General features: G+C 43.3%; 21 protein-coding genes, 1 tRNA gene and 1 pseudogene. 8 read left to right on the forward strand and 15 right to left on the reverse strand.

The window, feature by feature from the left end:
• Window positions 1-45: 45 nt before the first annotated feature.
• Window positions 46-1,047, reverse strand: a complete 1,002-nt coding sequence (locus tag GTO83_RS10115) for a nitronate monooxygenase family protein (protein ID WP_180870919.1) — start codon at window positions 1,045-1,047, stop codon at window positions 46-48.
• A 479-nt stretch (window positions 1,048-1,526) separates the two neighbouring features.
• Between GTO83_RS10115 and GTO83_RS10120 the strand changes: the two genes are divergently transcribed.
• Window positions 1,527-2,075, forward strand: coding sequence for a TetR/AcrR family transcriptional regulator (locus GTO83_RS10120; protein WP_180870921.1), 549 nt, complete (start codon window positions 1,527-1,529; stop codon window positions 2,073-2,075).
• A gap of 346 nt (window positions 2,076-2,421) precedes the next feature.
• Here the strand turns inward: GTO83_RS10120 and ptsP are convergent, their stop codons facing one another.
• Window positions 2,422-4,146 carry a phosphoenolpyruvate--protein phosphotransferase gene (ptsP, locus tag GTO83_RS10125; RefSeq protein WP_180870923.1) on the reverse strand — a complete coding sequence of 575 codons (1,725 nt, stop codon included), beginning with the start codon at window positions 4,144-4,146 and terminating at the stop codon, window positions 2,422-2,424.
• A 398-nt stretch (window positions 4,147-4,544) separates the two neighbouring features.
• Here ptsP and GTO83_RS10130 point away from each other — a divergent pair, with 398 nt between their 5' ends.
• Window positions 4,545-5,903: an MFS transporter gene (locus GTO83_RS10130; RefSeq protein ID WP_180870924.1), complete on the forward strand. Its 1,359-nt coding sequence runs from the start codon at window positions 4,545-4,547 to the stop codon at window positions 5,901-5,903.
• A 117-nt stretch (window positions 5,904-6,020) separates the two neighbouring features.
• Here the strand turns inward: GTO83_RS10130 and GTO83_RS10135 are convergent, their stop codons facing one another.
• From GTO83_RS10135 to GTO83_RS10145, 3 genes are all read right to left on the reverse strand, one after another.
• Window positions 6,021-6,923: a DMT family transporter gene (locus GTO83_RS10135; RefSeq protein WP_180870926.1), complete on the reverse strand. Its 903-nt coding sequence runs from the start codon at window positions 6,921-6,923 to the stop codon at window positions 6,021-6,023.
• A gap of 132 nt (window positions 6,924-7,055) precedes the next feature.
• The gene (locus GTO83_RS10140; RefSeq protein WP_180870928.1) at window positions 7,056-7,862 is read right to left on the reverse strand and encodes a Cof-type HAD-IIB family hydrolase; all 807 of its coding nucleotides are present in this window, start codon (window positions 7,860-7,862) and stop codon (window positions 7,056-7,058) included.
• A 2-nt stretch (window positions 7,863-7,864) separates the two neighbouring features.
• Complete coding sequence (locus tag GTO83_RS10145) at window positions 7,865-8,593, reverse strand: GntR family transcriptional regulator (RefSeq protein ID WP_180870930.1); 729 nt, start codon at window positions 8,591-8,593, stop codon at window positions 7,865-7,867.
• A gap of 159 nt (window positions 8,594-8,752) precedes the next feature.
• On the opposite strand from GTO83_RS10145, the gene ybaK reads away from it, so the two are divergent.
• The 3 genes from ybaK to GTO83_RS10160 all read left to right on the forward strand — a co-directional run bounded on the left by ybaK (window position 8,753) and on the right by GTO83_RS10160 (window position 11,494).
• Window positions 8,753-9,253 carry a Cys-tRNA(Pro) deacylase gene (gene ybaK, locus GTO83_RS10150; RefSeq protein WP_370524292.1) on the forward strand — a complete coding sequence of 167 codons (501 nt, stop codon included), beginning with the start codon at window positions 8,753-8,755 and terminating at the stop codon, window positions 9,251-9,253.
• Window positions 9,254-9,985: a hypothetical protein gene (locus GTO83_RS10155; protein WP_180870932.1), complete on the forward strand. Its 732-nt coding sequence runs from the start codon at window positions 9,254-9,256 to the stop codon at window positions 9,983-9,985.
• 69 nt (window positions 9,986-10,054) lie between these two features.
• Window positions 10,055-11,494, forward strand: coding sequence for a C69 family dipeptidase (locus GTO83_RS10160; RefSeq protein WP_180870934.1), 1,440 nt, complete (start codon window positions 10,055-10,057; stop codon window positions 11,492-11,494).
• Window positions 11,495-11,577: 83 nt separating this feature from the next.
• On the opposite strand, the gene GTO83_RS10165 is transcribed toward GTO83_RS10160, so the two are convergent.
• The 10 genes and pseudogenes from GTO83_RS10165 to GTO83_RS10210 all read right to left on the reverse strand — a co-directional run bounded on the left by GTO83_RS10165 (window position 11,578) and on the right by GTO83_RS10210 (window position 22,762).
• Window positions 11,578-11,832: a type II toxin-antitoxin system RelB/DinJ family antitoxin gene (locus GTO83_RS10165; protein WP_180870936.1), complete on the reverse strand. Its 255-nt coding sequence runs from the start codon at window positions 11,830-11,832 to the stop codon at window positions 11,578-11,580.
• 87 nt (window positions 11,833-11,919) lie between these two features.
• A pseudogene (locus tag GTO83_RS10170) lies at window positions 11,920-12,076 on the reverse strand (DapH/DapD/GlmU-related protein); the annotation flags it as partial.
• A 157-nt stretch (window positions 12,077-12,233) separates the two neighbouring features.
• Complete coding sequence (gltX, locus tag GTO83_RS10175) at window positions 12,234-13,742, reverse strand: glutamate--tRNA ligase (protein WP_180870938.1); 1,509 nt, start codon at window positions 13,740-13,742, stop codon at window positions 12,234-12,236.
• Window positions 13,743-13,902: 160 nt separating this feature from the next.
• The gene (fetB, locus tag GTO83_RS10180; RefSeq protein WP_180870940.1) at window positions 13,903-14,673 is read right to left on the reverse strand and encodes an iron export ABC transporter permease subunit FetB; all 771 of its coding nucleotides are present in this window, start codon (window positions 14,671-14,673) and stop codon (window positions 13,903-13,905) included.
• A complete protein-coding gene (locus tag GTO83_RS10185; protein WP_180870942.1) occupies window positions 14,666-15,304 on the reverse strand; it encodes an ATP-binding cassette domain-containing protein in 639 nt (212 codons plus the stop codon). The genes fetB and GTO83_RS10185 overlap by 8 nt, the downstream gene beginning before the upstream one ends.
• Before the next feature lie 123 nt (window positions 15,305-15,427).
• Window positions 15,428-15,500: transfer RNA gene (locus tag GTO83_RS10190), tRNA-Glu, on the reverse strand.
• Window positions 15,501-15,557: 57 nt separating this feature from the next.
• Entirely contained in the window at window positions 15,558-16,730 is a 1,173-nt protein-coding gene (locus GTO83_RS10195; protein WP_180870943.1) for an MFS transporter, read from the reverse strand.
• Between the two features lie 213 nt (window positions 16,731-16,943).
• A complete protein-coding gene (serS, locus tag GTO83_RS10200) occupies window positions 16,944-18,242 on the reverse strand; it encodes a serine--tRNA ligase (RefSeq protein WP_180870945.1) in 1,299 nt (432 codons plus the stop codon).
• Between the two features lie 294 nt (window positions 18,243-18,536).
• Complete coding sequence (locus GTO83_RS10205) at window positions 18,537-21,641, reverse strand: AAA family ATPase (protein ID WP_180870947.1); 3,105 nt, start codon at window positions 21,639-21,641, stop codon at window positions 18,537-18,539.
• A complete protein-coding gene (locus GTO83_RS10210; RefSeq protein ID WP_180870949.1) occupies window positions 21,641-22,762 on the reverse strand; it encodes an exonuclease SbcCD subunit D in 1,122 nt (373 codons plus the stop codon). The genes GTO83_RS10205 and GTO83_RS10210 overlap by 1 nt, the downstream gene beginning before the upstream one ends.
• A 295-nt stretch (window positions 22,763-23,057) precedes the next feature.
• Here GTO83_RS10210 and GTO83_RS10215 point away from each other — a divergent pair, with 295 nt between their 5' ends.
• The 3 genes from GTO83_RS10215 to dltB are packed head-to-tail and all read left to right on the forward strand — an operon-like array spanning window position 23,058 to window position 25,978.
• Window positions 23,058-23,195 carry a teichoic acid D-Ala incorporation-associated protein DltX gene (locus GTO83_RS10215; RefSeq protein WP_180870951.1) on the forward strand — a complete coding sequence of 46 codons (138 nt, stop codon included), beginning with the start codon at window positions 23,058-23,060 and terminating at the stop codon, window positions 23,193-23,195.
• Between the two features lie 21 nt (window positions 23,196-23,216).
• On the forward strand, window positions 23,217-24,749 hold the full coding sequence (gene dltA, locus GTO83_RS10220; RefSeq protein ID WP_180870953.1) for a D-alanine--poly(phosphoribitol) ligase subunit DltA: 1,533 nt from the start codon (window positions 23,217-23,219) through the stop codon (window positions 24,747-24,749).
• Entirely contained in the window at window positions 24,749-25,978 is a 1,230-nt protein-coding gene (gene dltB, locus GTO83_RS10225; protein WP_180870954.1) for a D-alanyl-lipoteichoic acid biosynthesis protein DltB, read from the forward strand. Before dltA ends, dltB begins: the two co-directional genes overlap by 1 nt.
• The last annotated feature ends 22 nt before the right edge of the window (window positions 25,979-26,000 follow it).

Here is a 26,000-nt window from a genome sequence, read left to right on the forward strand (position 1 = left end):
CGTTCACTTACCTGTCAAGCAAAAATAAAAAGGGATTCCATTCGCTTAAGCAAACCCCTTTGCTAGTTGTCGAATCACTTCTTTTACCGTCATGATTTCATTGATCCGGGAAATCCCAGTCCCAACTGTAACATAACCATTATCAAAGTCCCCTTGTAACATTCCTCGCCGTAGTCCATTTTGATTATCCATCAGGGTACTATTGATTTGCAAAGCATGTTCAAGATTACGAATCCGGGCATTTTCGATAAGCTTATCTCGGAGACCAGTCGGCAATAATCGGTAATAAGCTGGGGTCGTCCGGTACAAAGTTAAATCTTCTATCTTTGAATCTACAATCAATTGCTTAACTTTTTTAGCCGCTGGATTTTCCCAGGTAGGGATCAAACAAGTCCCTACATATACCGCTTGGGCCCCCAAAGCACAGACTGCGCGGACCGCCCGAGCATCACTAATCCCTCCAGCACAAGCAATTGGAATTTCAACTTGATCTGCGATTCCCACTACCCCAGCAAAGGTACCAAAGGTTATCGCCGGTAAATTACCCCCCCCCTCATCAAAACTGGTAATAATATATAAATCTGCTTCCATTTGTTCTGCTAACTGGGCATCCGCTACCGTTGGATGCTGCGTGCGCACCAGGACCTTTGTTTGATGATGATGAAAGGTCTTTACTAGTTGGCGAGCAGTTTGAAAATCATCATTGCAATTTGTTAAAGTCAATAACACCACCGGAACTTGCTCATCAATAACTAAATTTGTTAATTCATCAACTGCCGCGATCCCGGTCCGATCTTGGTGGAGGTTAAGCGTAATTCCAAACGGCGCCGTGGTAATTTCCTTTACCGCTTGAACCTGTTCTTGCATCCGACTGGCTAAAACTTGTGGATCATTAGTAACTGTAGTTTGGCCAGCATTCGGTCCCAAAATTCCTAACGCTCCGGCCTTACTAACGGCAGCCACAAAGTTAGCATCGGTCAACCAGTTCATCGCTCCCTGAATGATTGGATATTTAATTCCTAGTAGTTTGGTAACTTCATTTACCATCTGTTTATCATCCCCTTGACATCAAAAGAGTGGGGTTAAGGCGCAACCCTAAATCCCACTCGCTAGCTAAGATTAATTGTTGGAATTGTCCAAAAAGAGTATTCATATGATCGTTTACTTAGTGATCAAATCATCACGATGGAAAAAGTATTTTCACAAATCTGCTCAATAGTGAAGGTTTTGAGCCGTGAGCTTTTATCGTTTGTTAGTATTTATCGGGAGAAGTCCTCGTCGTATTTGACGAATGTCCTCTAATAAAATTAGCTTTAAACTCAAGATGAAGAACCGGATATTTGCTTAGCCAATCAGTTATTATCGATATCCCAAAACCAATTAATCTTAGTATCTCTATCGTAGTCATGCTAGTCAACCAAAACAATAAGCAAAATTTAGTCAAGTGTAGGGATACTCGACTTTTATTATCATATTTGTCGTTTATACTAACACTAATTATAATATTGACATAAGGAGGAACGGTCATGACAGATTTACGCATTCGGCGAACCAAACGCCTAATCCAAACTGCTTTTATCGAGTTAGTCAACCAGATTGGCTTTAAGCAAGTCACGGTTACTAAAATTGCAACAACTGCAATGATTAATCGTCAAACCTTTTATCATCATTATACCGACAAATATGATTTAGCGGCGAGCCTCCAAACCAACTTCTTCGAAGGCCTAGACCATGTTATTTTCACTCACCGGACTGACTTTGCGGTGAATCTTCCCTTCCATCAACGGATCGCCAGCCTGCACAAGTATATCAGTCAATATATTCTTGATAATCGGCAATTAGTCCTAACGCTTAGGAAAACCAATCCTGGTCCTCAAAGTTTTGACCAAATTCTAATTACGCGAATTGATCCTTTATTTAGTAAGATTATTGACCAACCAACGACGGCTTTAACTAAGCAAGCCCTCACCTATCTTGCCTTAGGAGAGCTTGACTACGTGATTGATCACAACCGACTCCCCAATGAAGCAGAATTTCAAGAACTCCACACCACATTAAAGAAAATATTTGAATAAAAAGAAAAACGGCCTTATCCAAAACTGAATAAGGTCGCAACGGTAGCTTGGATGGATAAGACCCTAAAATACCTCTTAGCCATTGTCAAGCACCATGATCGATACCGTTATCGGTATCAGGGCTTAAGGCCCTTAGTTGAGGATTAACCCTCTTCTTTAATATACCACTTTTTCCTGATTTTTAAATCCTTATTTTGATCAGGTTTATTTGGTATATGCTTATTTTCAATAATTTTTCGCTTGACTAATCGTAGGAAAGAGGGTGGGAAAAAACTTGAGTTTCTCCCCACCCTCTCTTGGTGTGTGATTGATTTGAGAGCCCACTAATCGTGAACGCTAATTTAAATTAAAGGCCTAACTTAGTCTCAACCAAGTCCTTAACTTCTACATCAGTGGCGCAGTTGTTGATAGCTTCTTCAACTAACTTTGCACATTCCGTAGTGTCTAAGTTCTTCATCGTACTCCGGGTCCGGAGAATGGACGTTGCACTCATGGAGTATTCATCCAAGCCCATTCCCATTAGTAACGGCAAAGCATACTTGTCACCGGCCATTTCACCACACATGGCAGCTTTGGTTCCATGACGGTGAGCCGCGTCGATAACGTGTTTAACCAAGCTTAAGAAGGCTGGATTAAGTGGTTGGTAAAGGTAAGAAACCTTGTCGTTCCCCCGGTCAGCCGCAAAGTTGTATTGGATCAAGTCGTTGGTCCCAATACTGAAGAAGTCGACTTCCTTAGCCATATTATCAGCGTTAATTGCGGCCAATGGCACTTCGATCATCATCCCAAGCTTAATGTCGTCACCAAGGCCGGGGTGATCTTTTTGCAATTCCGCCTTGCATTCGTTGAAGAGGGCCTTAGCCGCCCGTAATTCAGCTAAGGTCCCAATCATTGGGAACATAATGCTCAATGGGCCAAATTCAGAAGCTCGGATTAAAGCCTTCAATTGGGGCTTGAAGATTTCTGGTTGATTTAAGCATAGCCGAATTGCCCGGTAACCTAAGAATGGGTTCATTTCCTTTGGCAATGGTAAGTAATCCAATGGCTTGTCGCCACCAATATCCATCGTCCGCACAACTAATGGCTTACCCTTCATCCCAACCAAAGCTTGCTTGTAAGCTTCAAATTGTTCATCTTCAGAAGGCATATGATCAGAGTCCATATAAAGAAATTCTGACCGGAAAAGACCAACGCCGTCAGCCCCTTGCTTAACCGCATCCGCAACGTCATCTGGGGTCCCAATGTTAGCGGCAATTTCAAATTCCTTACCATCCTTTGAAACGGAAGGCGCATCAACTAGCTTTGCCCATTCAGCACGTTCCTTTTCAAAGTTAGTAGCCTTAGTTTCGTATTTCGTAACTGTTGCATCATCGGGGTCAACAATAACGTCACCATCAAGACCGTCAACAATGAGCATTTGACCGTCCTTAGCAACCGTTGTGATATTTTCGGACCCGACAACGGCTGGAATCCGTAAGGTCCGAGACATAATCGCAGCATGACTCGTCCGGCCACCAAGGTCCGTTACAATCCCCTTCACAAACTTAGCATCCATTTGTGAGGTATCGGAAGGCGTGATTTCCTTAGCCACAATAACTACTGGGTGATCAATCCCAGCAATGTTTGGTAATTGCTTACCAAGTAAGTGGGCCAAAGCTCGCTTAGCAACATCCTTAACATCAGCGGCCCGTTCCTGCATGTACTTGTTATCAACCATGGCTGCCAACATGTCAGCAAAATTCGTCATTACTTTGTCAACTGCTTCTTCAGCCCCAGTATGGTTATCTTCAATGTCATTCTTAATTTGGCTCATCATTTCTGGGTCAGAAAGGATGGCAATGTGAGCATCAAAGACTTCAAGTTCTTCGTCACCAAGGCGACCCTTGGCGTTTTCCTTGATCTTATTTAATTCATCAATGGAGTCTTGGAAGGCCTTTTCAACCCGCGTATATTCCGCTGCAGTATCTTCGACCTGCTTCTTGTCGTAACTTAAGTCTGGATCAACTAATAAGTAAGCTGGGGCAATCCCAAACCCATCACTAGCAGCAATCCCTTTAACATCAGTAGACATTTAGTTATTTCCTCCTCGTCTTGGTAAACGTTTAACATTGACCATTATAAAACGCTTCCACAAATTTTACCACCGTTTTTTCTAAAATCGATCGCAAATTCCGTTAACCGCAGTTTAGCGTAATTGAAAGCTGATGTTGGCGGGCTGAAAGACTAAAAATATTACCTTTACCATCCAGTGATACCGATCAGGCGCAAGTCTTTAAGTTTGCTGTTGACAGCGTTTACAACGATATATTAGGATTAAAACGGAGCAAAAAAGGACATGGTCATCGGGATTGTTTGTTTTTTATTTCATTTTCAATTTCTTGCAATTATTCAAATATTGAACGATTAGCCAATTCTGCTTTGCTACAAATCGTTTTAATGCTTAGTTTAGTTAGAAGGACGTGGTAATTTATGTTTAATTTTCTAAAGCCATCCCCTGATGCCAAAACCTTGGTTCCTAAAGATAAGATCGAAAGTGTCTATAAGCGGAAACAAACCGGGGTCTTAATTGCAACCTGTATTTCCTACCTTTCTTATTACATTATTCGGTTAATCTTTACGACGGAACAAAAGCCTATCATGAAAGAATATGGCTTTTCTGTCGGTCAAATTGGGTTAATTCTTTCCTGCTTTGGGGTTGGTTATGGGGTTGCCAAGCTCTTTATGGGTGGTTGGGTTGATAAGTCCAATACTAAGAACTTCTTAGCCTTTGGCCTTTACCTTTCCTGTTTATTCAATGCCTTCTTAGGCTTTACACGAAATTTCTATGTTATTTTATTCTTAATGCTGTTAATTTCCTTTACTCAAGCAATGGGGGCACCTGCCTGCCAACGGGAAATTAGTCTTTGGTTCTCCAAGAAGCACCGTGGGGTTGCCTTCTCCGTATGGTCCTCTGCCCACAACGCTGGGGCCTTTGCCTGTGTGGCAACAATCCAACTGGCAACCTTTCTCTTCTCTGGTTCCTTAACGGCCGTCTTCATCACAGCCTCTGTTGTTTCAGCAATCATCGCTACCTTAATGTTATTGATCAACGCTGAGCGGCCAGAAAGTGAAGGGCTTCCCAACATGGCCGTTTACTCCGGTCACGTTGAATTAGACGAAAAGGGTCAATCAACGGCCCAAGAGCTTTCTGATAAGTCCTTTATGCAAATCTTACTTCACGACATTTTAACGAATAAGGTTGTTTGGGCCGTTACCTTAACTTCCATGTCCATCTACCTTGTTCGTTATGGGGTTATGTCCTGGATTCCTTCCTACTTACCTACTAAGGGCTTCAGTGTTGAATGGGCTAAGTGGTTAGTTGGGATCTTCGAACTTTCTGCCGTTCCTGGGGTAATTATCTTAGGGTTAGTTTCTGACTTACTTAAAGGGCGGCGTTCCCTGGTATGTTTCGTCTGTGTAATTGCTTTGATTGTTTGCCTAGTAACTTACTTTACCAGTACCAGCAAAGCGGTAATTACGGTCGTTCTCTTCATCATGGGGAGTTTGATTTACGCTCCCCTTTCCCTGGTTGGGTTGATGGTTAACGAAGCGGTACCAAATTACGCCGTTGGGATGTCGACCGGGTTCATGGGCTTCTTCCAATACGTCTTTGGGGAAACCATGGCAACAGCCTTGATTGGTTTGTTAGTTGACCGCTTCGGTTGGGGCGCTTCCTCAACGATTATCTACATCGCTGCTGCCGTTGCCTTCTGCTTACTTGTTTACCTTGTCTTTAAGGAACGGGCAATCATGAAGATGGAAGACAATGTGAATGATGAAAAAAACTAAGTAATTAGTTTATATTCAAAAAGACGGGGCTGAAATTTCAGCCCCGTCTTTTTGAATAAGCTCGTTAAGTCTCCGCACCGGTCTTACTGATCATCACCGAAATTTCGGCAAAGTCTTTTATTTTGCTAACGGGTTCTTCTTAACCGGAATAGCCTGCAGAAAGGTGGTGGCAAGGATGAGGAGCGAGCCAATCACCATTGCCGTTGTTAACTTTGTTCCTAAAAAGCTAACCGCGATAATTGTCGCTACCAAGGGTTCAAAGGCGCCTAAAATCCCAGTTGTTGTGGGGGAAATGAAGTTCAGACTCCCTAAGAACATCGAATAAGCCGCCATTGTCCCAAAAATAACGACGTAACCAACCATCCCCCAGTCAGCGGTAGTTAAGTGCGGAACATGGGTAATGAATAATTCTGGCGACATAATTAAGCCCCCAATTAGCATTGCCAGGCCACAAACCGCAAAGGTGTCAAACTCTTTGAGTAACTTAACCGGCATCACCGTGTAAATAGCGGCCGCGACTGCACACCAAAGGCCCCAGAACAAGGCAATCGGTGTCAAAGTCAAACTTCCTAGGCGGCCACCCGTTACCAAAAGAAACGTCCCCAAAATTGCGAGTACGACTGAAATATCATCGATTCGCCGAGGCCAATGCTGATTAACTAAAGCGAGCCAAATAATGATAATTACTGGTTGAAGGTATTGAATCACTGTCGCTGTGGGAGCATTACTATACCGAATAGCTAAAAAGTAGGTTAATTGCGAATTTAATGTCCCAAAAATAGCAAAAGCTACAAGCTGGATTAAAGACCATTTCTGAGTAAGAAGACGTTTTACCCCTTGCGGATTCCGAAACAAGCTAATTAGCGTTAAAATGATCCCGGCTCCTAGCATCCGCACGGCCACTAACCAATTGGTTGTTAACGGGGTATCATGAAATAAATATTGGGCTGCCGCACCAGAGCCACCCCACATCATCGCTCCGACCGCAGCCAAGAAAATTCCCTTAGCTTGCTTACTCATTTTAAATTCTCCTCTTTGATTAGTTTCCTTACTTTAACGCAAGAGTCGTATGTAGTTCAACCATTTCTAAGAAAAGAATTAGAGAAATTAACTCCAGCTTGGTCGTATTTAAAGAGCAATCGATTTCAATTGCTAAACTTTATAATTCTGAGCTAAATAGTTTTCAATCGCTACTAAAACACCATTCTCATCGTTGGATAAGGCTTGGTGCTTGGCAACTGCCTTGACGGCCTCAATACCATTTGCCATCGCATAACTTTCACCCGCTAACTCCAACATCGTCAGGTCATTTTGACCATCCCCAAAGGCCATTAATTCAGCTGGCGTTAGCCGATGATCGGCTAAGTACCGTCGTAAGCCAGCCGCTTTGTCCATGCCGGCTACAATAATATCTAAGTTACCATAACCGCTGGAAACCGCCGCTAACTTCCCGGCATAGTCCCGGTTAATTTGCTGGCGCAATTCTTCAGTTCGCTCTTTTGGAACCTCAAACATTAACTTAGCAATGGGATCGTTAACTTCTGCTAAACTTTGAATCGGCTGACAACCTGGATAGTGACGCTCCACAATGGCTTGAAAATCAGCGGGGATCTCACCTAGCCAATAAGCTTGGTGCCGGCCAGAAAGAATCGTTTTCGTGTGCGGAATCGCTTGAATCTCCGCCACTAAACTTTGAACTGCTTGGGGATCTAATTGACCGACAAAAACATCTTTTTGATGGTCAATCAGTTCAACCCCGTTTTCCGCTACGTATACTAAGTCATCCTTAACTTCCGCAAAAGTCCGTTGGAGTTGGTAAACTGGATTTCCACTCGCCGCAATAAATTGAATTCCTCGGGCCTGAAGTTCCTGAAAAACCTTTAAGAAGCGCGAATGGTCATAATCACTTTGAGAATTTAAAAAGGTCCCATCCATATCCGTCGCAATTGCCTTTATCATGGTTAATCCTTTCCTAAGCTAACAAAAGTGTTGTAACGCATGTACTTATAATGAACTCGCATATTAGAAACTTCAAACGGCGTCCCATCGTCTAAGAAGAAAACCCCTTCCATTACGCCGACTGGTTCATTGGGGGTTAGTTGCATTTCTTTTTGGTCTTCCGGTGTTGACGGTTCAACCGTAATCGTCATAAAGGAGCGGGTAACCGTCTTTGATTTAGCTTCTTCGAGGTAATTAAAAATTGATTTTTCCGCCACCGCTGGTGAAAGGGTTGGAATAATTTTAATCGGAATAAAACCAGTTTCGACCATAAAAGGTTGGTCATCAATCAACCGCAGGCGTTCGATTTTATAGACAAAATCATCGTCACTCAAGAAAAGATCTTGTGCAAGTTCGGGACTTGCTGGAATAACTTGGTAATTAATTAACTTAATACTTTGCTTTTTACCGTCTAGTTGGAAACTGTCGGTAATCCCCAGGTTACTCCCTTCATAGCGAAACATTGCCCGATTCTTTAAGTACAGGGGGTTAATAAAAGTCCCCGCACCCCGCTTTTTAAAAATAATCCCTTGTTGGACTAAAACATCGAGGGCCCGCTTAATCGAACTCCGGCTAACTTGATAGCTTTCCGAAAGGCTCCGCTCGTCTGGAAGGCGCATCCCCGGATAGGCATTTTGTAAAATCTTGGCTTTTATATCGCGCATTACGGAGCGGTACACTAAATCTGCCATTCTAAGTTTGTCCTCAGCTTTCTTTAATTGTGGTTCACATTCCCACGATTTCCGTTTAACATTATTAGTATATCAAATAATTACCAACTGGATACGAACTTTTTGATAATTGGACCGTTCCAGAATAGTAAAATCTGCTTAAAAAGGAGCCCAATTTCTATGAGTAAGAAAAAATCACGGCTTAAGAAGACCCAAGTAGAACAAATTCTTGATAAAAATAAAATTGCCTACAAACAAATTGAATTTCCAACTGTTCAAGATGGGGACGTTCGTTCATTAAAGATCGACCACCAAGGAATTGATGAACACCGGATTTATAAGACCTTAGTTCTTGAAGGCCCAACTACTGGTCCGCTCGTTGGGGTCGTTCCTGTTGATACTCATCTCGATGAAAAAGTCTTAGCCCGGGTTTCGGGAAATAAGAAAGTTGAGATGGTGCCTTTAAAAAAACTGGTTAAAACGACTGGTTATGTCCACGGCGCCAACACTCCAGTGGGAATTTACGAAAAGCACCATTTCCCCATTTATATCGATACTGATGCCCAAAAGGAAGCGACGATCTTCGTTTCGTCCGGGCAAATTGGCCGGTCGGTTGAGCTTAACGCTAACGATCTTGCCAACCTAGTTCACGCCACCTTCGCTGATTTACAAAAAGCCTAAATGCAAACCTATCTAGAAATTTTAAGCCTAGTTTTTGGCTACGGGATCGGGATCCCGGTGATTTTGGGCGCCCTAGTCGCTAGGGTTAGCCATCAAAACAAATTTCTCAGTGTTCAAGTGGCTGGTTTCTGGGCTCAAATTATCTTTGGCGGCCTCGGAATTATCATTCATGAGCTCAGTCACTTAGTGGTTGCCCTGCTATTTGGCCATCACATCAAGGAAGTAGCCTTGATCCGAATTCCGAACCGTCAGGACTCCACTGACCAAAGTCTTGGCTACGTTAGTCATACTTGGAACCAAGCCAGTCTTTACCAACGAGCTGGTAATGTCTTCATCGGGATTGCCCCCGTCTTGCTTTGCCCCCTCGTAATGCTCGGTTTAACCCGACTATTAGTTCCTGGGATATATACTTTCTTATTTAACCAATCCATTGACCAGGTCAACCACGGCTGGGCCACCATCGTTTGGTTCTTGGTAATGGTTAGCATTGCCATTGGCGGTTTTGACCTCTCGCGGGCTGATTTGGAAAATTCCCAAACCGGACTTACTTCTTTATTAATCGTGATCTTAGTAGCCAGCGGTGTTTTGACCCTAATCACTGATCCTACAAGCTTAAAAACCAGTCTATCCGCCCTTATGGCTCCGTTGGATGGGGCCTTACTCTTTGCGCTCGTTGTCAATGGACTTGTTTATGTTGCTTTGCTGTTCCTACGCCACCTACTTCACCGATAAACCCGTTGATTCTACCCTTTAAAACGCCTAAAATCAAAGTAATTATCAATATAGAAAGAGGAAATTAACATGGAAACTCGTCATTCATCTTGCACCACTATTTTAGTTGGGAAAAAGGCTTCACTTGACGGCTCCGTAATGGCCGCCCGCAACGATGACACCTTTTTGCCAGTAACCCCGCAACGCTATGTCGTTTACCCGGCTTACCATAACCACCCAAACCAGGTAAAGTCATACTTAAACCACTTTGTTGGTGACCGGCCAGCCGATGGTTACCGTTACCAAGGGGTTCCAAATGTAGAATTAACCAAGGAAGGGGTTTACGACGAAAACGGCTTTAACGAAAAGAACGTTGCCATGTCCGCTACCGAAAGTGTTTACGCTAACGAACGGGTTTTAGCTTTTGACCCCTTAAATACTGAATCTGGGATCAACGAAGACGTGATTGTCGCCCTCACCTTACCGTTTATCAATTCCGCTAAGGAAGGAGTGCAATATCTCGGGCAACAAGTTGCCAAGTACGGTTCCGCCGAAGGTAACGGGGTCATCTTCGCTGACAAAAATGAAGTTTGGTACATGGAAATCGTAACTGGTCACCACTGGGTTGCCCAACGGATCCCAGACGATTGTTATGCCTTGACCGGAAACCGGATTGCCATTCAAGAAGTTAACTTTGACGATCCAGCCAACTTCATGTGGTCCGATGGAATCCAAGCATTCGTAGCCGATCACCACTTGAATCCTGATCGAAAAGGATGGAACTTCCGCCGGATCTTTGGGACCGCTGACGTTTTTGATCAACACTACAACACTCCCCGGCAATGGTACGGTCACAAGCTTTTTAATCCAGAATTGAAGTTTGAACCGACTGATTTTGACCTGCCCTTCGTAATGAAAAGTGACCGGCTAATCTCCTTGGAAGACGTTGAATACTACCTTAGCAGTCACTACCAAAATACGCCATATGATCCGCTAGGTCACGAGGGAACGGAACAAGAAAAGCATCTTTACCGGCCAATTTCCCTTAACCGGACTCAGAACTCCCACGTCTTACAAATTAACCCGAATTTGCCAGAACATGCTCAAACAATCATGTGGATGACTTTCGGGGGAGTTCCTACCTTCACGCCATACCTGCCCCTCTTTGGAAACGCTGACGAAGCCGACGCCCGGATGCGAAACACTCCAGTTGAACTGGACTTAGATAATCCAAGCTTCTACTGGCTCTTCAACCGTCTAGCTGTCATGGTGGAAGCCCACCACGCCGAATTTGCCCAAGCGGACCTTGATTACCTCAAGAACTTACGGCAATACTTCCACACCTGGGTTGCCCAAACGGCTGAAAAGACGGCTGGCATGGACGCTAAGGCAGCCACTGTTGTCTTGAACAAAGCCCAAACTGAGATGTTAGACAAGGTTGAACACGATACCAAGCAACTCCTTGCTAAGTTAATTACGCAAGGAATTGGCCTTTCCAAATTGACTTTCAAGATGGATGTTAACTTGTAAAATTAGTTTTAGATAACAGAAAAAGGTAGCCACTTTTGATCAAAGTTGGCCACCTTTTTTATTAGGTCTTCAATAGTTAATGTCTACCGCCCCATTTTCAACAGAGCATCCCCAATTCCTTTTGGTAAATCTTGTCCATCTCTTGGTAACTCACCAGTCACATTTATCTTTGAAACTGGTCCAGTTAAGATTTCAAAGGGAACCTTCTTTTGCAAGACAAGTTGTCGTAACGCCAAATTAATATAAGTATTTAAACTCATCCCTACAGTATTAAGAATTGGGGTAACTGCTTCTTTTAATTCATCATCTAAACGAATAGTAGTCGGTGTATTACTCATAATAATCTCCTCCTTTTTCAAATTATAACATACTTTTGACATACTTTAGATATACTTTTAAAAACAATTTACCAGTTTATTCTTTCGCTACCGAATCGCCTTGACCGGGACCCCAAAATTGGCTGTTATCAGGAATATCCTTGGTAAAAACACTCCCAGCGGCAACGACTATCTTATTTCCAATTGCAACTCCTAGAAATATTATCAATTGACCGCCAATCCAAACATCATTTCCAATCATAACTAGCTACCGCTATTAGGTGGTTATCGGTTGGTGTGACCGTTACAACTACCATTCAGCTACTGTTTTGACCATAGTTACTGAGAACCTTCGGAGATGACAAGAGGCCGGGAAGAAACACTAGTTTCTTCCCGACCTCTCTTAATTATTTTATCTAACCCTAGTTCAAAGCGGCCATTGCCTTGTCTAATAAGGTCAAGTTTGTGCCAGCTGGGTAAACGGCCATAATTTCGTTAATTTCAGGAGCGGAACTCTTCCCAGTAAAGGTAATGTTTAATGGGAAGTACAGCTTCCGGCCCTTAACGCCAGTATCCTTACCAACTTGCTTAATTAAAGCACTGTAATCAGCGGCCGTTGGTTGCCCATCAAAGGCTTCAATCCCAGCCTTAATCCCGGCTAAGACCTGCTTAGTTTCTGCAGCGTCAAGGTCGTTGAAATCGTCGTATGACAAGTCTTGGTCAAGCACCGTTGCGTAGAACCAAGCATAGTGTAGGACTTCGATCAACTTAGTAACGTCCCGTTGGTGGATCTTGATGACCTTAACCAACAAGTCCTTCAAAGTGGCGTCATCCAACTTCAAGTCAGCTAATTGGTTAGCTTCTTCGGAGTCATTTTCGTGAACCAAAGTTAACGCCCGGTCAGCTAATTCATCAACATCCATCTTCTTGATGTATTGCGCGTTGATCCAGTCTAACTTCCGCTGGTCGAAGTAAGCTGGTGAACTTGACATCCGCTTAGGATCGTAAGCCTTGATTAATTCTTCCTTGGAGAAGATTTCTTGTTCACCCACTGGTGACCAACCTAAGAAGGCGATGAAGTTGAAAATGGCTTCGCTCAAGTAACCGTGACGATGGTATTGGCTGATGAATTGCAAGGTGTTCGCATCCCGCTTAGAAAGCTTCTTCCCCGTAGCTGGGTTGAAGATTAATGAGATGTGGCAGAAGTGAGGGTGGTCAAAGCCCAATGCTTCGTAAATTGCCATTTGCTTTGGCGTGTTAGAAATGTGGTCCGCCCCCCGAATAACATCGGTGATTTCCATCAAGTGGTCATCAACTACCACGGCAAAGTTGTAGGTTGGCAAACCATTACTCTTTTGGATAACAAAGTCGCCACCCAAATTGTCCGAGTTAAATTCGATGTGGCCTAATGCCCAGTCATCCCATTCGTATACGTGGTTTTGGGGCAGGTGGATCCGGATACTTGGCTGCAAGCCCTTTGCTTCAGCAGCTTTAATGTCTTCTTCAGACGCACCATACCAACGGCCATCATAGTGCGGAGCTTCGCCGTTAGCTTTTTGTTGTTCCCGCATTGCTTGCAATTCTTCTTCCGTGGCGAAGTCCTTGTAAGCAATACCCTTATCTAACAGTTCTTGGATGTACTTTTGGTAAATTCCTTTGTCGTTCCGTTCCGTTTGGTGGTATGGAGCGTACTTTGGATTGGGCTTATTTGGACCTTCATCCCAGTCAATCCCTAACCAGTGAAGGTTTTCCATTTGGGATTCTTCCCCATGGTCAACGTTCCGGGCCAAGTCAGTGTCTTCGATCCGCAGTACCATCGTTCCCCCAAAGTGACGGGCGAAGAGGTAGTTAAATAGTGCTGATTGTGCATTCCCAATGTGCAAGAAGCCCGTTGGACTAGGTGCATACCGAACTCTTACCTTTTTATCCATTACAAAAAGATCCTCTCTTCATATTTACTTTATGCAAGCAAAGAGAGTGGACTAAAAAAGGACCACTCTCAATGAAATTCGTTTTCCATTTTACCACAGAATTTCCCGGGAAATAAAAGAGTTTACTCTTCTAAGCACAGAACATCATAATTTTTCTCAATTAGCGGGGCACTTTTAGTTGTAGTCGGTCGGTAAAGTAACTCCGGTAGGATAAGTAAATTGCAATTACCGAACCCAAACTCGTCGCCGAAAGTAACATAAAGACCACCATAATTTGATATTTGATGGCGTAAACCGGATCAACGCCGGCAAAGATTAACCCAGACATCATCCCTGGTAAGGCCACTAACCCAACTGTCTTAGCGGAATCAATCGTTGGTTGCATCGCCGTTTTGATACTTTCCCTGATAATAGCCTTTGAAGCTTGAGCGGCCGTTGCCCCCAATGCCAACATTTCGTTGACTTGTTGTTCCTGTTGCTTATACTGAGTCCGCATTGACCGGAAAGCTAACCCGATTGCCACCATTGAATTTGACGCCACCATCCCTGTAATTGGGACTAGTTGTTGGGCGATTGGCTTAATCGAACCCGAAAGAACCAACAAACCAATCGTAAAAGTGGTGCTACAAAAAATCGCCACGAAAGAATATAAAAAGCCCTGCTTTTGTTTACCGTTCCGTTGGTAAGAATTCCACGAAGCGTTCACAATAATAATTAGTGATAAGGCCAGGGTTAACCAGATATTCGCTACGTGGAAAACTCCTTTTAGGACATACCCGACGATGGTCAATTGGATAATCGCCCGGCAAACTGAATAAATAATATCTTTATGGAGACCTAGTTTTTCTTTCGTACTAATCCCAATCGCTAACAACATCCCTAAAGCAGCAATGACTAACGATAAGTTTGAAACGGTAAGGTTATTACTCATTGACCAAGTGACCTTCTTTCATGTGGAGTAAGTGGCTTGCGGCAGCAATTTCTTCGTTATCGTGGGTGACTTTAATTAAAGTTTTCCCCCGTTGATGCTCCGCCTCTAGTAAATTGAGGACAATTTGTTTTGATTCTTTATCTAACCCAGTAGTAACTTCATCTAAAAGTAAGACTGCTGGTTCCAATAAAAGATTTCTTACTAGGGCGACCCGTTGCCGTTCCCCACCAGAAAGTTCAGTTATCCCCTTCTCAACATAGTCCGTTGGCAGATCAACCGATTTAAGGAGGTGGTTAATCCGGTCATGATCAACTGCTTGGTTGGTAATTTCATACGGAAACGCAAAGTTATCCGCTACCGTTTCCCCAAACAGCAAAGGTTGCTGGATACAATAAGAAACTTGTTGTCGGTAAGTTGGGATTGGATAAGTCTTCTGGGGCTTCCCCTTGAAGTTAATTTCACCCTTACTTGGGGTTAAAAATCCAGCTAGTAACTTCAGAAAAGTACTTTTTCCACTTCCCGAAGGACCAGCAATCGTCAGGTAATCACCTTTTGCTACTTCAAGATTAATTTGCTGTAAAATTTGATGGTCATCGACTTGATAATCAAGCTCCTTTACCGTAATTATCAATTTGGCCGCCTCCTTTTTAGTTTAGAATCATTTTACTTTATCACTAAAGAAGCCGGCAATATATTAGCTCACTGTGATATGGTATACGAAAAAAGCCCCACCGCATCAACGGTGAGGCGACAATGACCCGTACGGGACTCGAACCCATGTTACCAGCGTGAAAGGCTGGTGTCTTAACCAACTTGACCAACGGGTCATCATTTAAGCAAAAATAATCTTACCATAGGGATAGTCAAGTTGGCAACTACTTAATTTAATGTTTTGCAATTCCAAATTTTTGTCGAGCGTAAATCGCTACGTAGACAAGGGTTACCGTAATAATTCCAAAAGCAAAAATAAATAAGGCTTCGTAATTAAACCAATCAATTACAAGGCCACCGAGGAACGGCCCAATTGCCCGGCCAATTGACATAGCGATGTTTGGCATTCCTTGGTACTTTCCCGTTTCACTGGGGTCGGTTAATTGAGCAATATAAGCTGGGACTGCCGGAATTCCCGTCATTTCCCCAATCGTTAAGATCACAAAGGTAATCACAAACATGGTAAAGGTGCGGGCAAAGGTCAGAAGTAAAAACGAAGCCGCAAAGATCAAAATCCCCAATTCAATCTGAGTTCGAATTGACATTACCTTCGCTAGGTTTGGCACTAACGGTTGGAAAATTACGATAATTGCGCCGTTAATTGTCCACAATAAGCTGTAGGCAAAGAAGGGAATTCCCATATCAGTAATCCGCACCGCCATCACTGTTTCCCAAAGCGAATAAGCAAGGTATACAGTCATTAAACATAAACAAAGCGCATAAACTAGATGAATGCCCTGCCGACTACTTTTCTTCTGCTTACTAATAGTTTGAACTTGTTTCTTTGTTTTTTGAACGGGAACATTGAAGGTTACGACCGTCACCAAACTAAAGATCACGTAAGCGCCTGCCGTCACCGTAAAAGTTAAGGTTGGACTTATTGGTAATAAGACCCCAACTAGCAAGGTCCCAATTACAACCCCAACGTTCATTGCCATGTACAAAGCGTTAAAAATATAGCGGGTTGACTTACTAGTTACGGCAGTTCCGTAAGCGTTAATGATCGTCAAGCTAGAACCATCTGCAAAACTGACAATACAAAGCAGGATCGCAAAAATCGGCCAACCGTGGAAGAAAATTAATATTATGGTAGCAATCGTTGCCACCAAAACGGTAACCATCGCTGCTCGGTAAGGTTTCCAGTGGTCAAACAACCAGCCCCCAACATAATTACCGGCCATCATTGACATTGAGATAAAGAACATCACGATTCCGGCAACCGTCATAGTTTCGTGTAAATAGTCGTGGACATACACGGTAATCAACGGCCAGAGTAGCGCGGAACCCGTGTTATTTAATAAACTCGCGACAAAAAGCCACTTTAATTTCATTGTTTTTGGACGCATTATTTTTCCTTTCATAAATGATTAGTAATCGTACCAGCTGAATTGCTAACCCTAGCGTCCCTGTCCGCCACAGCTGGTTCTTAACCATCCTGCCGCTTTCACCAAAATCCTCCTCCGTTCTTTTATTTTTACACTTATTTTATCATAATTTAAATAAAAAAAGCCGATCCAGCAGTGAACCGACTTTTTACTTTTTAATGGTCCTACCCAACTTTACTTGTTGTTAAATGGCACCGCGTTTTCCTTAGTGATCTTAGTAATCCCGTGGAAGTATGGAACCAAGACTTCCGGAACCGTAACAGAACCGTCTTCGTTTTGGTAGTTTTCCAAGATTGCGGCGACTGTCCGGCCAACAGCAAGTCCAGACCCGTTCAAGGTATGCACATATTGGAGCTTACCATCTTCATCCCGGTATTGCATGTGTAAACGCCGAGCTTGGAAGTCCAAGCAGTTTGAGCAAGAAGATACTTCCCGGTACTTGTTTTGGGCTGGCATCCAAAGTTCAAGGTCATGAGTTTCAGAAGCCGTGAAACTCATGTCACTCGTCGTTAGGGTAATTACGTGGTATGGCAAGCCGAGCTTCTTCAAGATATTTTCGGCATTAGCCGTCATCTTTTCAAGTTCATCCCATGATTGATCAGCCTTCGTGTACTTAACCATTTCTACCTTGTTAAATTGGTGCATCCGAATCAATCCCCGGGTATCCCGACCAGCAGAGCCAGCTTCAGACCGGAAACTTGGCGTTAAAGCTGTTACATAGATTGGAAGCTTTTCCGTTGGGATGACTTCGTTCCCAAAGTAGTTTGTTAATGGTACTTCAGCAGTTGGAATCAAGGTCATATCTTCCCCATTAACTTGGTAAACATCTTCCTTAAACTTAGGGAATTGTCCCGTCCCGTACATCGCGTGCGCATTAACAATGTATGGTGGTAAGACTTCCGTGTAGCCTTCCTTCATGTGTTCATCTAACATGAAGTTGTAAACGGCCCGTTCCAATTGGGCCCCTAAACCAATGTAGTAAACGAACCGTGCCCCAGAAACCTTAGCTGCCCGATCGAAGTCCAAGATTCCAAGTTGTTCACCAATGTCCCAGTGATGCTTTGGTTCAAAGTCAAAGTGCCGGATTTCGCCGACTTTCCGAAGTTCTTTGGCCCCTTCTTCAGTTAGGCTAACCGGAACCCCTTCATGAGGAACGTTTGGTAGACGCGACATCTTATCGAATAAAACTTCATCATTTTGCGCAACTTGTTCATCAAGCGCTTTAATGTCGCCCCCAATTTTTTGCATAGCCGCAATTGCTTCATCCGCTGATTCGCCATTCCGCTTAGCTTCCCCAATCTTCTTGGAAGCTTCATTTCGTTGCGCCTTCAAAGTTTCGGTCTTCTGCAACAATTCCCGCCGCTTAGCATCAAGGGCCAAAACTTCATCAATTTCTTCGGCCTTAACGCCCCGGGTTGCTAACTTTTCCTTATACCAATCTGGTTGCCGCCGGATCTTCTTTAAATCTAACATTGCAATTCCTCCAAATCATATCTTAGGTATCAAAAAAGGAGCCATTCATCCAAATGATTGGGACGAAATGACTCCTGTTCCGCGGTACCACCCAAGTTTGCTTAAAAAGCACCCTCAAAAGATGGATAACGGCCATTGACCGTGCGGCATTACCCGCCCACATTTACCGTACCGGAAATTCAGCTACTTCTTTTCACCACCCAGAAGCTCTCTAAAGGCCTACTTAAAGTACGTTCCGTGTTTAATATCTGACAGTTATTTTAGCCGGTTTTAATCCTAAGTTCAACCGAAAACCTAAATTTCATTTCCATGACGATAGGAAACTTCGCTTCGACCATTTTGGCTAGTTACCACTAATTGATCGCCAATCTGTTCTTTTAATTCTGTAACGTGGCTGATAACTCCAATCATCCGGGAACCCTGAATTTCAAGTAAAGCATTCAAAGCCGTTTGTAAGGCAGTTTGGTCAAGTGAACCGAACCCTTCATCAATGAAGAGGGCTTCAATTTTTACTCCTCCAGCTTGCCGTTGAATAACTTCACTAAGGCCAAGCGCTAAGGAAAGTGAAGCAATAAAGCTTTCCCCACCGGAAAGGGTCCGGGCACTCCGATCCCGGCCAACATGATTATCATGTACATTAATTTCAAGGCCGGCCCACTTTTGACCATTACCATGCCCAACTTGATCATCAAGCTTAAATTCATATCGCTGTTGGGATAAACGAATAAGATATTCGTTTGCAACCTGCAAAACTTGGCTGAAGTAGCTCTTTAAAACATACCGTTCAAGGCTTAACTTAGTTTCACTATTTCCAGTCACGACCTTAACTAAGGTATTTAACTCCGTTTGGCGGGCTAGTTGATCGGCCTGGTTCTCAACAATTTGGGTTACCTTCTTAATTAGGGTTTGGCGGCGACTAACCTGTTCTTGTTGTTGGCCTTGGTTAGCTAACAACAAGTTTAACTGCTTTTGCGCTTCTGCCAATGCTTTTTGTGCCGATTCAATCGGTAGCGCTGTGGTAACTTTTTCGAGCCGAATTTGAACCTGTTTTTGTTGGGCTTGATTTGCGGCAATGGCTTGTTGATACTGATTAACCGCTGCTTGCAAATCAGTAAGTTGGCCAATTTGTTTCTGCGCTCCCGTTAAAAATTCCCAATCTAGGTCAGGATTAAATTCTGCTAACGCGGCGATCAATTTCTGCTGCAATTCTTGCCGTTGCTGATTGGCATCCTTAGCTTGCTGTTGCAGTTGGCCCAATTCTGTTTTAGCAACTGCCAAGGCTTCCTTAGCAACCTGTTGCTGGTGTTGATTGGCTTCTTGTTTCTGTTCAAACTCCGTAACCTTCTTTGTTAAGTCCTTAATCTGAGTCTGGACTTCTTCGAGGGTCTGGCTCCCCAACCGCTGATCCAAGCTTGTCAACTGGGCTTGCCGACCGGCTAAACCTTCCTTAAGCGTTTGGAATTGATGGGTTTGTTGATCAATTTGCTCCCTTAGGCTCGTTAACTGGTCACCTATGTTTGTGAGCTCAGTTTGAAGGGCTTGGTACTTTTGTTTTTCTGCTTTAATCGTTGCTTGTTGCTTAGTTAAAGTTTCAGCCCGGGTCTTTAAAGCTTGCTTAACATCAGCTAGCTTGCTCTTAACCTGCAAACTAGTTGCTAGTTTCGTTAATTGATCCATCATCGTTTGCTTAGTTGCCACTAAATCGGCTTGGGCATGATCAGCATTCGTTTGGGCCTGACTAACTACTTTAAGTGCTTGATCAACTTGATTTTGGGCTTCTTGAACGGCTTCTTCAGTGACTACTTTTTCCGTTGGTTTAATGGCCGCTACATGCGGATGATCTAAGCTCCCACAAACTGGGCATGCTTCCCCGGGTAGCAGGTCTTGAGCCAGTCGAGCAATTACGTTCCGCGCAAAACCATCTTTTTGCTGAGCCAAATTGGCTTTGGCTTCTTGAAGGTTCTGGTTAGTCTTTTGGACCGCGATCTCGGCTTGTTTAACAACTTGCGCTCTTTTTTCGATCTCGACCTGGGTCGCCATTAACTGTTTTTGATCCGCTTGCCAATTTGCTAATTGTGATAAGGATTGGTTAAGTTGGATTTCTTTTTTGGTTAGTTGATCGCGATCTGGTAATTGGTTTTGGCATTCAACTTGCTGTTTTTCCTTTCTTTTCTGGACTTGGTTAAGTTCGGTTAATCGTTGTTGCGTAGCCGTTACCATATTAGTTTGACTTGTAACCTGTTGTTTTAACCTTGCCCGTTGTTCAAAATCGGGAATCTTCTGTTCTAAGGCCAATTTAGTTTGCCGATGTTGATCAATCGTAGTAGTTTGGCGGGCCAATTGGGTAGCGATTTGGGAAACCTGCTCAACTTCAGCTTGAATTTGATCTAACCTTACCTTAGCTTGCGGTTGCGCTACTTTTGCTTGCTCATAATTTTTCTGAGCTTCTTGCCACTTCAAAAAATCAGCTTGGATCCCTTGGTACCAAACCAATTGACTAATTGTTGCTTGCTTAGCTTTAATTTCTGGTTCTTGCCTGACTAATGTTTCCGCCGTTTGCCTTAACTGGGCTAATTCAGTTTCTGCTTGGGTTTTGTTTTTTGCAACAGTTAGTTGCTCTTGAGCGAAACCTACCTTTTCTTGGCCAGTTTTAATTTCCCGGAAAATTTTTTCTAATTCCCTTTGAGCCTGGGTTTGCAGTTCCTGGACCTTCGTTAACCACACTGGCGTCGCTAATTGATCATCAACTTCACTTTCGCTCTGCTTAAGGGTTTGCAGTTGTTGCTCTTGGGCTTGCATTGCTTGATTTTGCTCGCTCAACTGTTGCTTTAGGCTTGCGGTCCATTGGCGATACAAGCTTGTTTGAAAAAGTTGTTCTAACAAGCTTTCCTTCTCACTACTTGAAGAAGCTAAGACTTGCCGGAATTGTCCCTGGGGTAACATGACCAATTGCTTAAACTGATCCTTATTCAATTGAAGTAAATCAGTAATAAAATTATCAACTTCCTTAATTTGCGTTAACTCAGTTACCTCGCCATCCTTTTCAAAGGTCAAGTCCGCCTTGGAACCCCGATCAATTAATTTTCCACGCTTATTTTGAATTGTCTGTTTGGGCCGCCGATTGATCGTATAATTTACCCCTGCATGCTCAAAGGTAAATTTAACCCAGGTTTCTTCCGTAACCGGTGCAAAGTCAGCCCGCAAGGCTGCTGCATTTCGTTCTTGGTTATTTGTCGTTTCGTTAAAAAGGGCAAAAACCATCGCATCAAATAAAGTTGTTTTGCCACTTCCCGTGTTCCCCGTAACCAAGAATAAGGGAGCATTGGCAAACTCTTGAAAATCTACTACCGTGTGGTCATACGGGCCAAAATTCTTTAACTCAAGCGTTAAGGGGCGCATTAGTCTTCCTCCTCTACCTTATTTAAAGCGGTTTGGGCCCAAGTTTGTTGCTGGGCCGTTAATTTATGACCAGTCGTTTGCTGATAAAAGTCACCTAATAAGGTCATCGGGTCAAGTTGATTTAACTTCTTTAGTTTCTGGGTAACCGGGCGATGGCTTTCTCGCGTCCAACTAAGACTTAAGATCTTAGGATAGTACTCCCTTAATTTTGCCATGACATCTGGAATATCGCCTTGGTCGGTTAAAGTTAATAGGTAGTAATCAGCTGGATCGATTTGTTCGACAGCTTGCGGTGCTGTTAATTCCGCAAAGGAGCCGGTCTTTTTAACCATCTCGGGTGATTGGTGAAGCGGATGCCACTGTACGTTGAATGGTTCAGTATCAACAATCCAAACCCCTTTCTCCGTCTCAGCTTCTGAAGCTGACAGCTTTAATGGCGAACCACTGTACTTAATCCGATCTTCAAGTAAAGCCCGGTAATTATGCAAATGGCCTAAGGCAACGTAGTCAAACGGGGCTAATATGCTTGTGTCAACTGCGCTTAAGCCACCAACTTCAGCTAAGGTTTCTGAATCGGCCGTCCGGTGACTCCCCGCCGCAAAGAAATGAGCTACCAGAACATGATGTTTATCCGCGTCAAATTGTCCTTGCATGGTAGCGACCACTTTGGCCATGATCTGGTTAATGTCAGTTAAATGCTCATCCTGGAAATAATTCCGGGCTGTTTGTAAACCAAAAAAAGGTAATAAGAAAAACTGGGTATCACCAACCGTCACTGGCTGAAAAGCATCTTTAAATTCTGTTACTAAATGAAAACCGTTGGCAAGATACCATTCACTTGCCATCCCCAATCGGGGGGCCGAATCATGGTTTCCACTAATTGCTATCAAAGGAAAGTGATCGGCTAAGTTTAGTTGACTAAGCATCTTCCGGAGTTCTTGGACCGCTGCTTCACTTGGCACAGATCGGTCGAAAAGGTCCCCCGCAATCACAATGGCATCTACTTTATCCCTCTTTGCAACCGTTTCAATCTGCTTAAACATCGCCATTTGATCTGCTAAGAGATCAAATCCGTTTAGGCGCTTACCAATATGCCAATCGGCAGTATGTAAAAACCGCATTTTTCTCACCTTCCAAAACTAACTTTTGCTATTTATGATTTTATCATATGTATGTTCTCCAAACGAGTCATAGTAGCATGAAATTTTAAATCTTCAAAACCATCGTTCAACTTACAAAAACATAGTAATAATAAGCTTTTTCTTGCCCTCATCGATGTTTCATTGTAAAATTTAACCCGTTCGAAAACAGTTTAACATTTGTTAAATTTCAAGAATTTTATGCGCGTAATTTTTGAATCGCGGTAAACTGAAAGGCGATATTCTGATTTACTATTTTGAAAGGACACTTAATGGAATGAAGGCCCTAAAAGACCATCCAATAGCTTCGTTTGTAATTAAAACCATTCTGTACTTCATTATTTTGATGTTACTGATTTATATGTATGGTTACTTTGGAATTGGTCAAGCACCATTTATTTACAACGAATTCTAAGCAGAGAAAGAGATATTGACTATGGTTAATAATATTACTAAAACCATCGATCAAGTAGCTCAAATGAACCTTGATCGGATTGCCTATAATGAATTAGGCATAACGCACACTTACCAAGAGCTTTTAAATTACACCAATGCATTTGCCAGTTGGCTCGACCAACAAGCCGATTTACCAGCCAAGAGCCCCATTCTTTATTATGGGGACCACCAATTTGAAATGCCAGTTGGCTTCCTTGGTGGCGCTAAGGCTGGTCATGCTTATATTCCTGTTGAAGTCGGAACGGCGCTCCCCCGTCTCCAATCAATCATCAATACGGCTAACCCTCGCCTAGTGGTCGCAATTGATGACTTTCCAAGCAATGACGTCGATTATGACGGCCAAGTTTTAAGTAAGGACGAATTCACAAAGATTATTACTACCCCAGCAGACTACCGATTAACCCATGAACTTAAGGGAGATGACACTTTCTACATTCTCTTTACCTCAGGAACGACCGGTTCACCAAAAGGGGTTGAAGTAACCCACGACAATATTCAATCCTTTGCTAACTGGATGCTTGGTAATCGCTTTAACTTACCTACCCAAACTAACTACTTAGGGCAAGCACCTTTTTCCTTTGACATTTCACACTTCTATTGGTTAGATGGTTTTCTTTCTGGTTCAACGATCAAAGCTTTACCACTCCACGTGGTGCAAAACTTTGGACAACTATTTAAGGTCCTTCCGGAACTTGATTTCAACGTTTTCGTGGGGACACCATCCTTTGCGGATATGTTACTCTTGAGTCCCGCATTTAATGCGGAACACATGCCCCAACTCACCCACATGGTTTTCTGTGGTGAAGAATTGACCCCATCAACCGTTAAGCGGCTCTTTACGAAGTTCCCCGACGTCAAAGTCTTCAACACATACGGGCCAACTGAAGCCGCCGTTGCCATTACTAGTTGTGAAATTACCAAGGAAATGGCTGAAACGATGAAGCGGCTCCCAATTGGTTATGATAAGCCAGGCGTTACCACTTCAATTTGGGACGGAGATCATGAAATCACTACTCCTGGCGAACACGGTGAAATCATCATTACGGGGGATAGTGTTGCCAAGGGTTACCTTAACAATCCGGCAAAGACCGCTCAAAACTTCTTTAAGGTTAACGGGGTTCAATCTTACCGGACGGGGGATGCCGGCTTTATCGATGAAGCTGGGGTTCGTCATATCATCGGCCGGATGGACTTCCAAATTAAGCTTCACGGTTTCCGGGTTGAACTGGACGAAGTGCGCTCAAGCCTCGAACTAAGTCCGCTGGTTAAGCAAGCCGTTGCTGTTCCAAAATATGATAAAAACGGGAAAGCTTCCCACTTAATCGCTTATGTGATTGCTGAACCAAACGACTTTGAAAAGGACGCTGATTTAACCAAGGCCATCCGGCAAAGCTTGAAGGAAAAGATCATGGACTACATGATGCCAACGCAGTTTATTTACGTTGATAGTTTTCCGAAGTCCGCTAATGGTAAGATTGCCGTCAAGCAAATTATTGCGGAGGCTAACAAGTAATGTTGCAATGGATTCAAGATATGCCTAACTTTACGGCATATGGAACACCAACTTACTTTATCTACTTGCTAATCGCCATTCTGCCATTAGGCATTGGCTTGTACTTTGGCAAGCGGTTTGAATGGTATGAAGCCTTAATTAGCTTCATCTTTATCTTTTTGATGTTTGATGGGCAAAGCTATTTACAGGCTTTCTCCTTAATTGGGTATATTGTTTACCAAACCGTAATTGTAATTGGTTATTTCCATTACCGGCAAAAACAAAATGCAAGTTGGGTCTTTTACCTAATTACTTTCTTATCACTATTACCAATTATTATCGTTAAATTCTCACCAGCAATGGTTGGTCACAACTCCTTGCTTGGTTTCTTAGGGATTTCATACCTAACCTTCCGGGCGGCCGGAACGATTATTGAAACCCGGGATGGGGTCGTCAAAGACCTAAATTGGTGGAAGTTTATCCGCTTTATGGCCTTCATGCCGACCATTACTTCGGGGCCAATTGACCGCTACCGGCGCTTCTCAAAGGACTACCAAAAAGTCCCAAGCCGGGAAAAATACCTCGGCTTAGTTGGAAAGGCGATTCCATATCTCTTCATCGGGTTCGTTTATGAATTCGTGATTGACTACTTCTTTGGTCAAGTTTGGTATCCCTTCATGGAACAACGAGCACTCGCCTACGCTCCCCACCTTAGTTGGTGGGTGGTCGGCGTCGCTTACATGTATGCTGGTCACCTATACTTTAACTTTGCGGGTTACTCCTTCTTCGCCGTGGCAGTCTCCTACTTGATGGGGGTTGAAACGCCGATGAACTTTAACAAGCCTTTCCTTTCCAAGAACATCAAAGAGTTCTGGAATCGGTGGCACATGACCCTTTCTTTCTGGTTCCGAGACTACATTTTCATGCGGTTTGTTTTTATGGCAACTAAGAAAAAGTGGTTTAAGAACCGGAATGTCCTCTCCTCCGTTGCTTACATGCTTAACATGTTGACAATGGGATTCTGGCATGGGGTAACCTGGTACTACATTCTCTATGGTTTCATGCATGGATTGGCCCTCGTAGTTGACGACTGGTGGCTTCGTTACAAACGGAAACACCTTAAGATTAAATCCACGAAGTTGACCAAGTTCATTGCTGGTTTTGTTACTTTTAACTTTGTTGTCTTAACCTTCTTAGTCTTCTGTGGCTTCTTAGATAAGCTATGGTTTGGCTTCCCAGGACATCACTAAACATTAATTTTTAAATTTGGAG

Source organism: Lactobacillus sp. 3B(2020) (assembly GCF_013487845.1).
GTDB lineage: Bacteria > Bacillota > Bacilli > Lactobacillales > Lactobacillaceae > Limosilactobacillus > Limosilactobacillus alvi.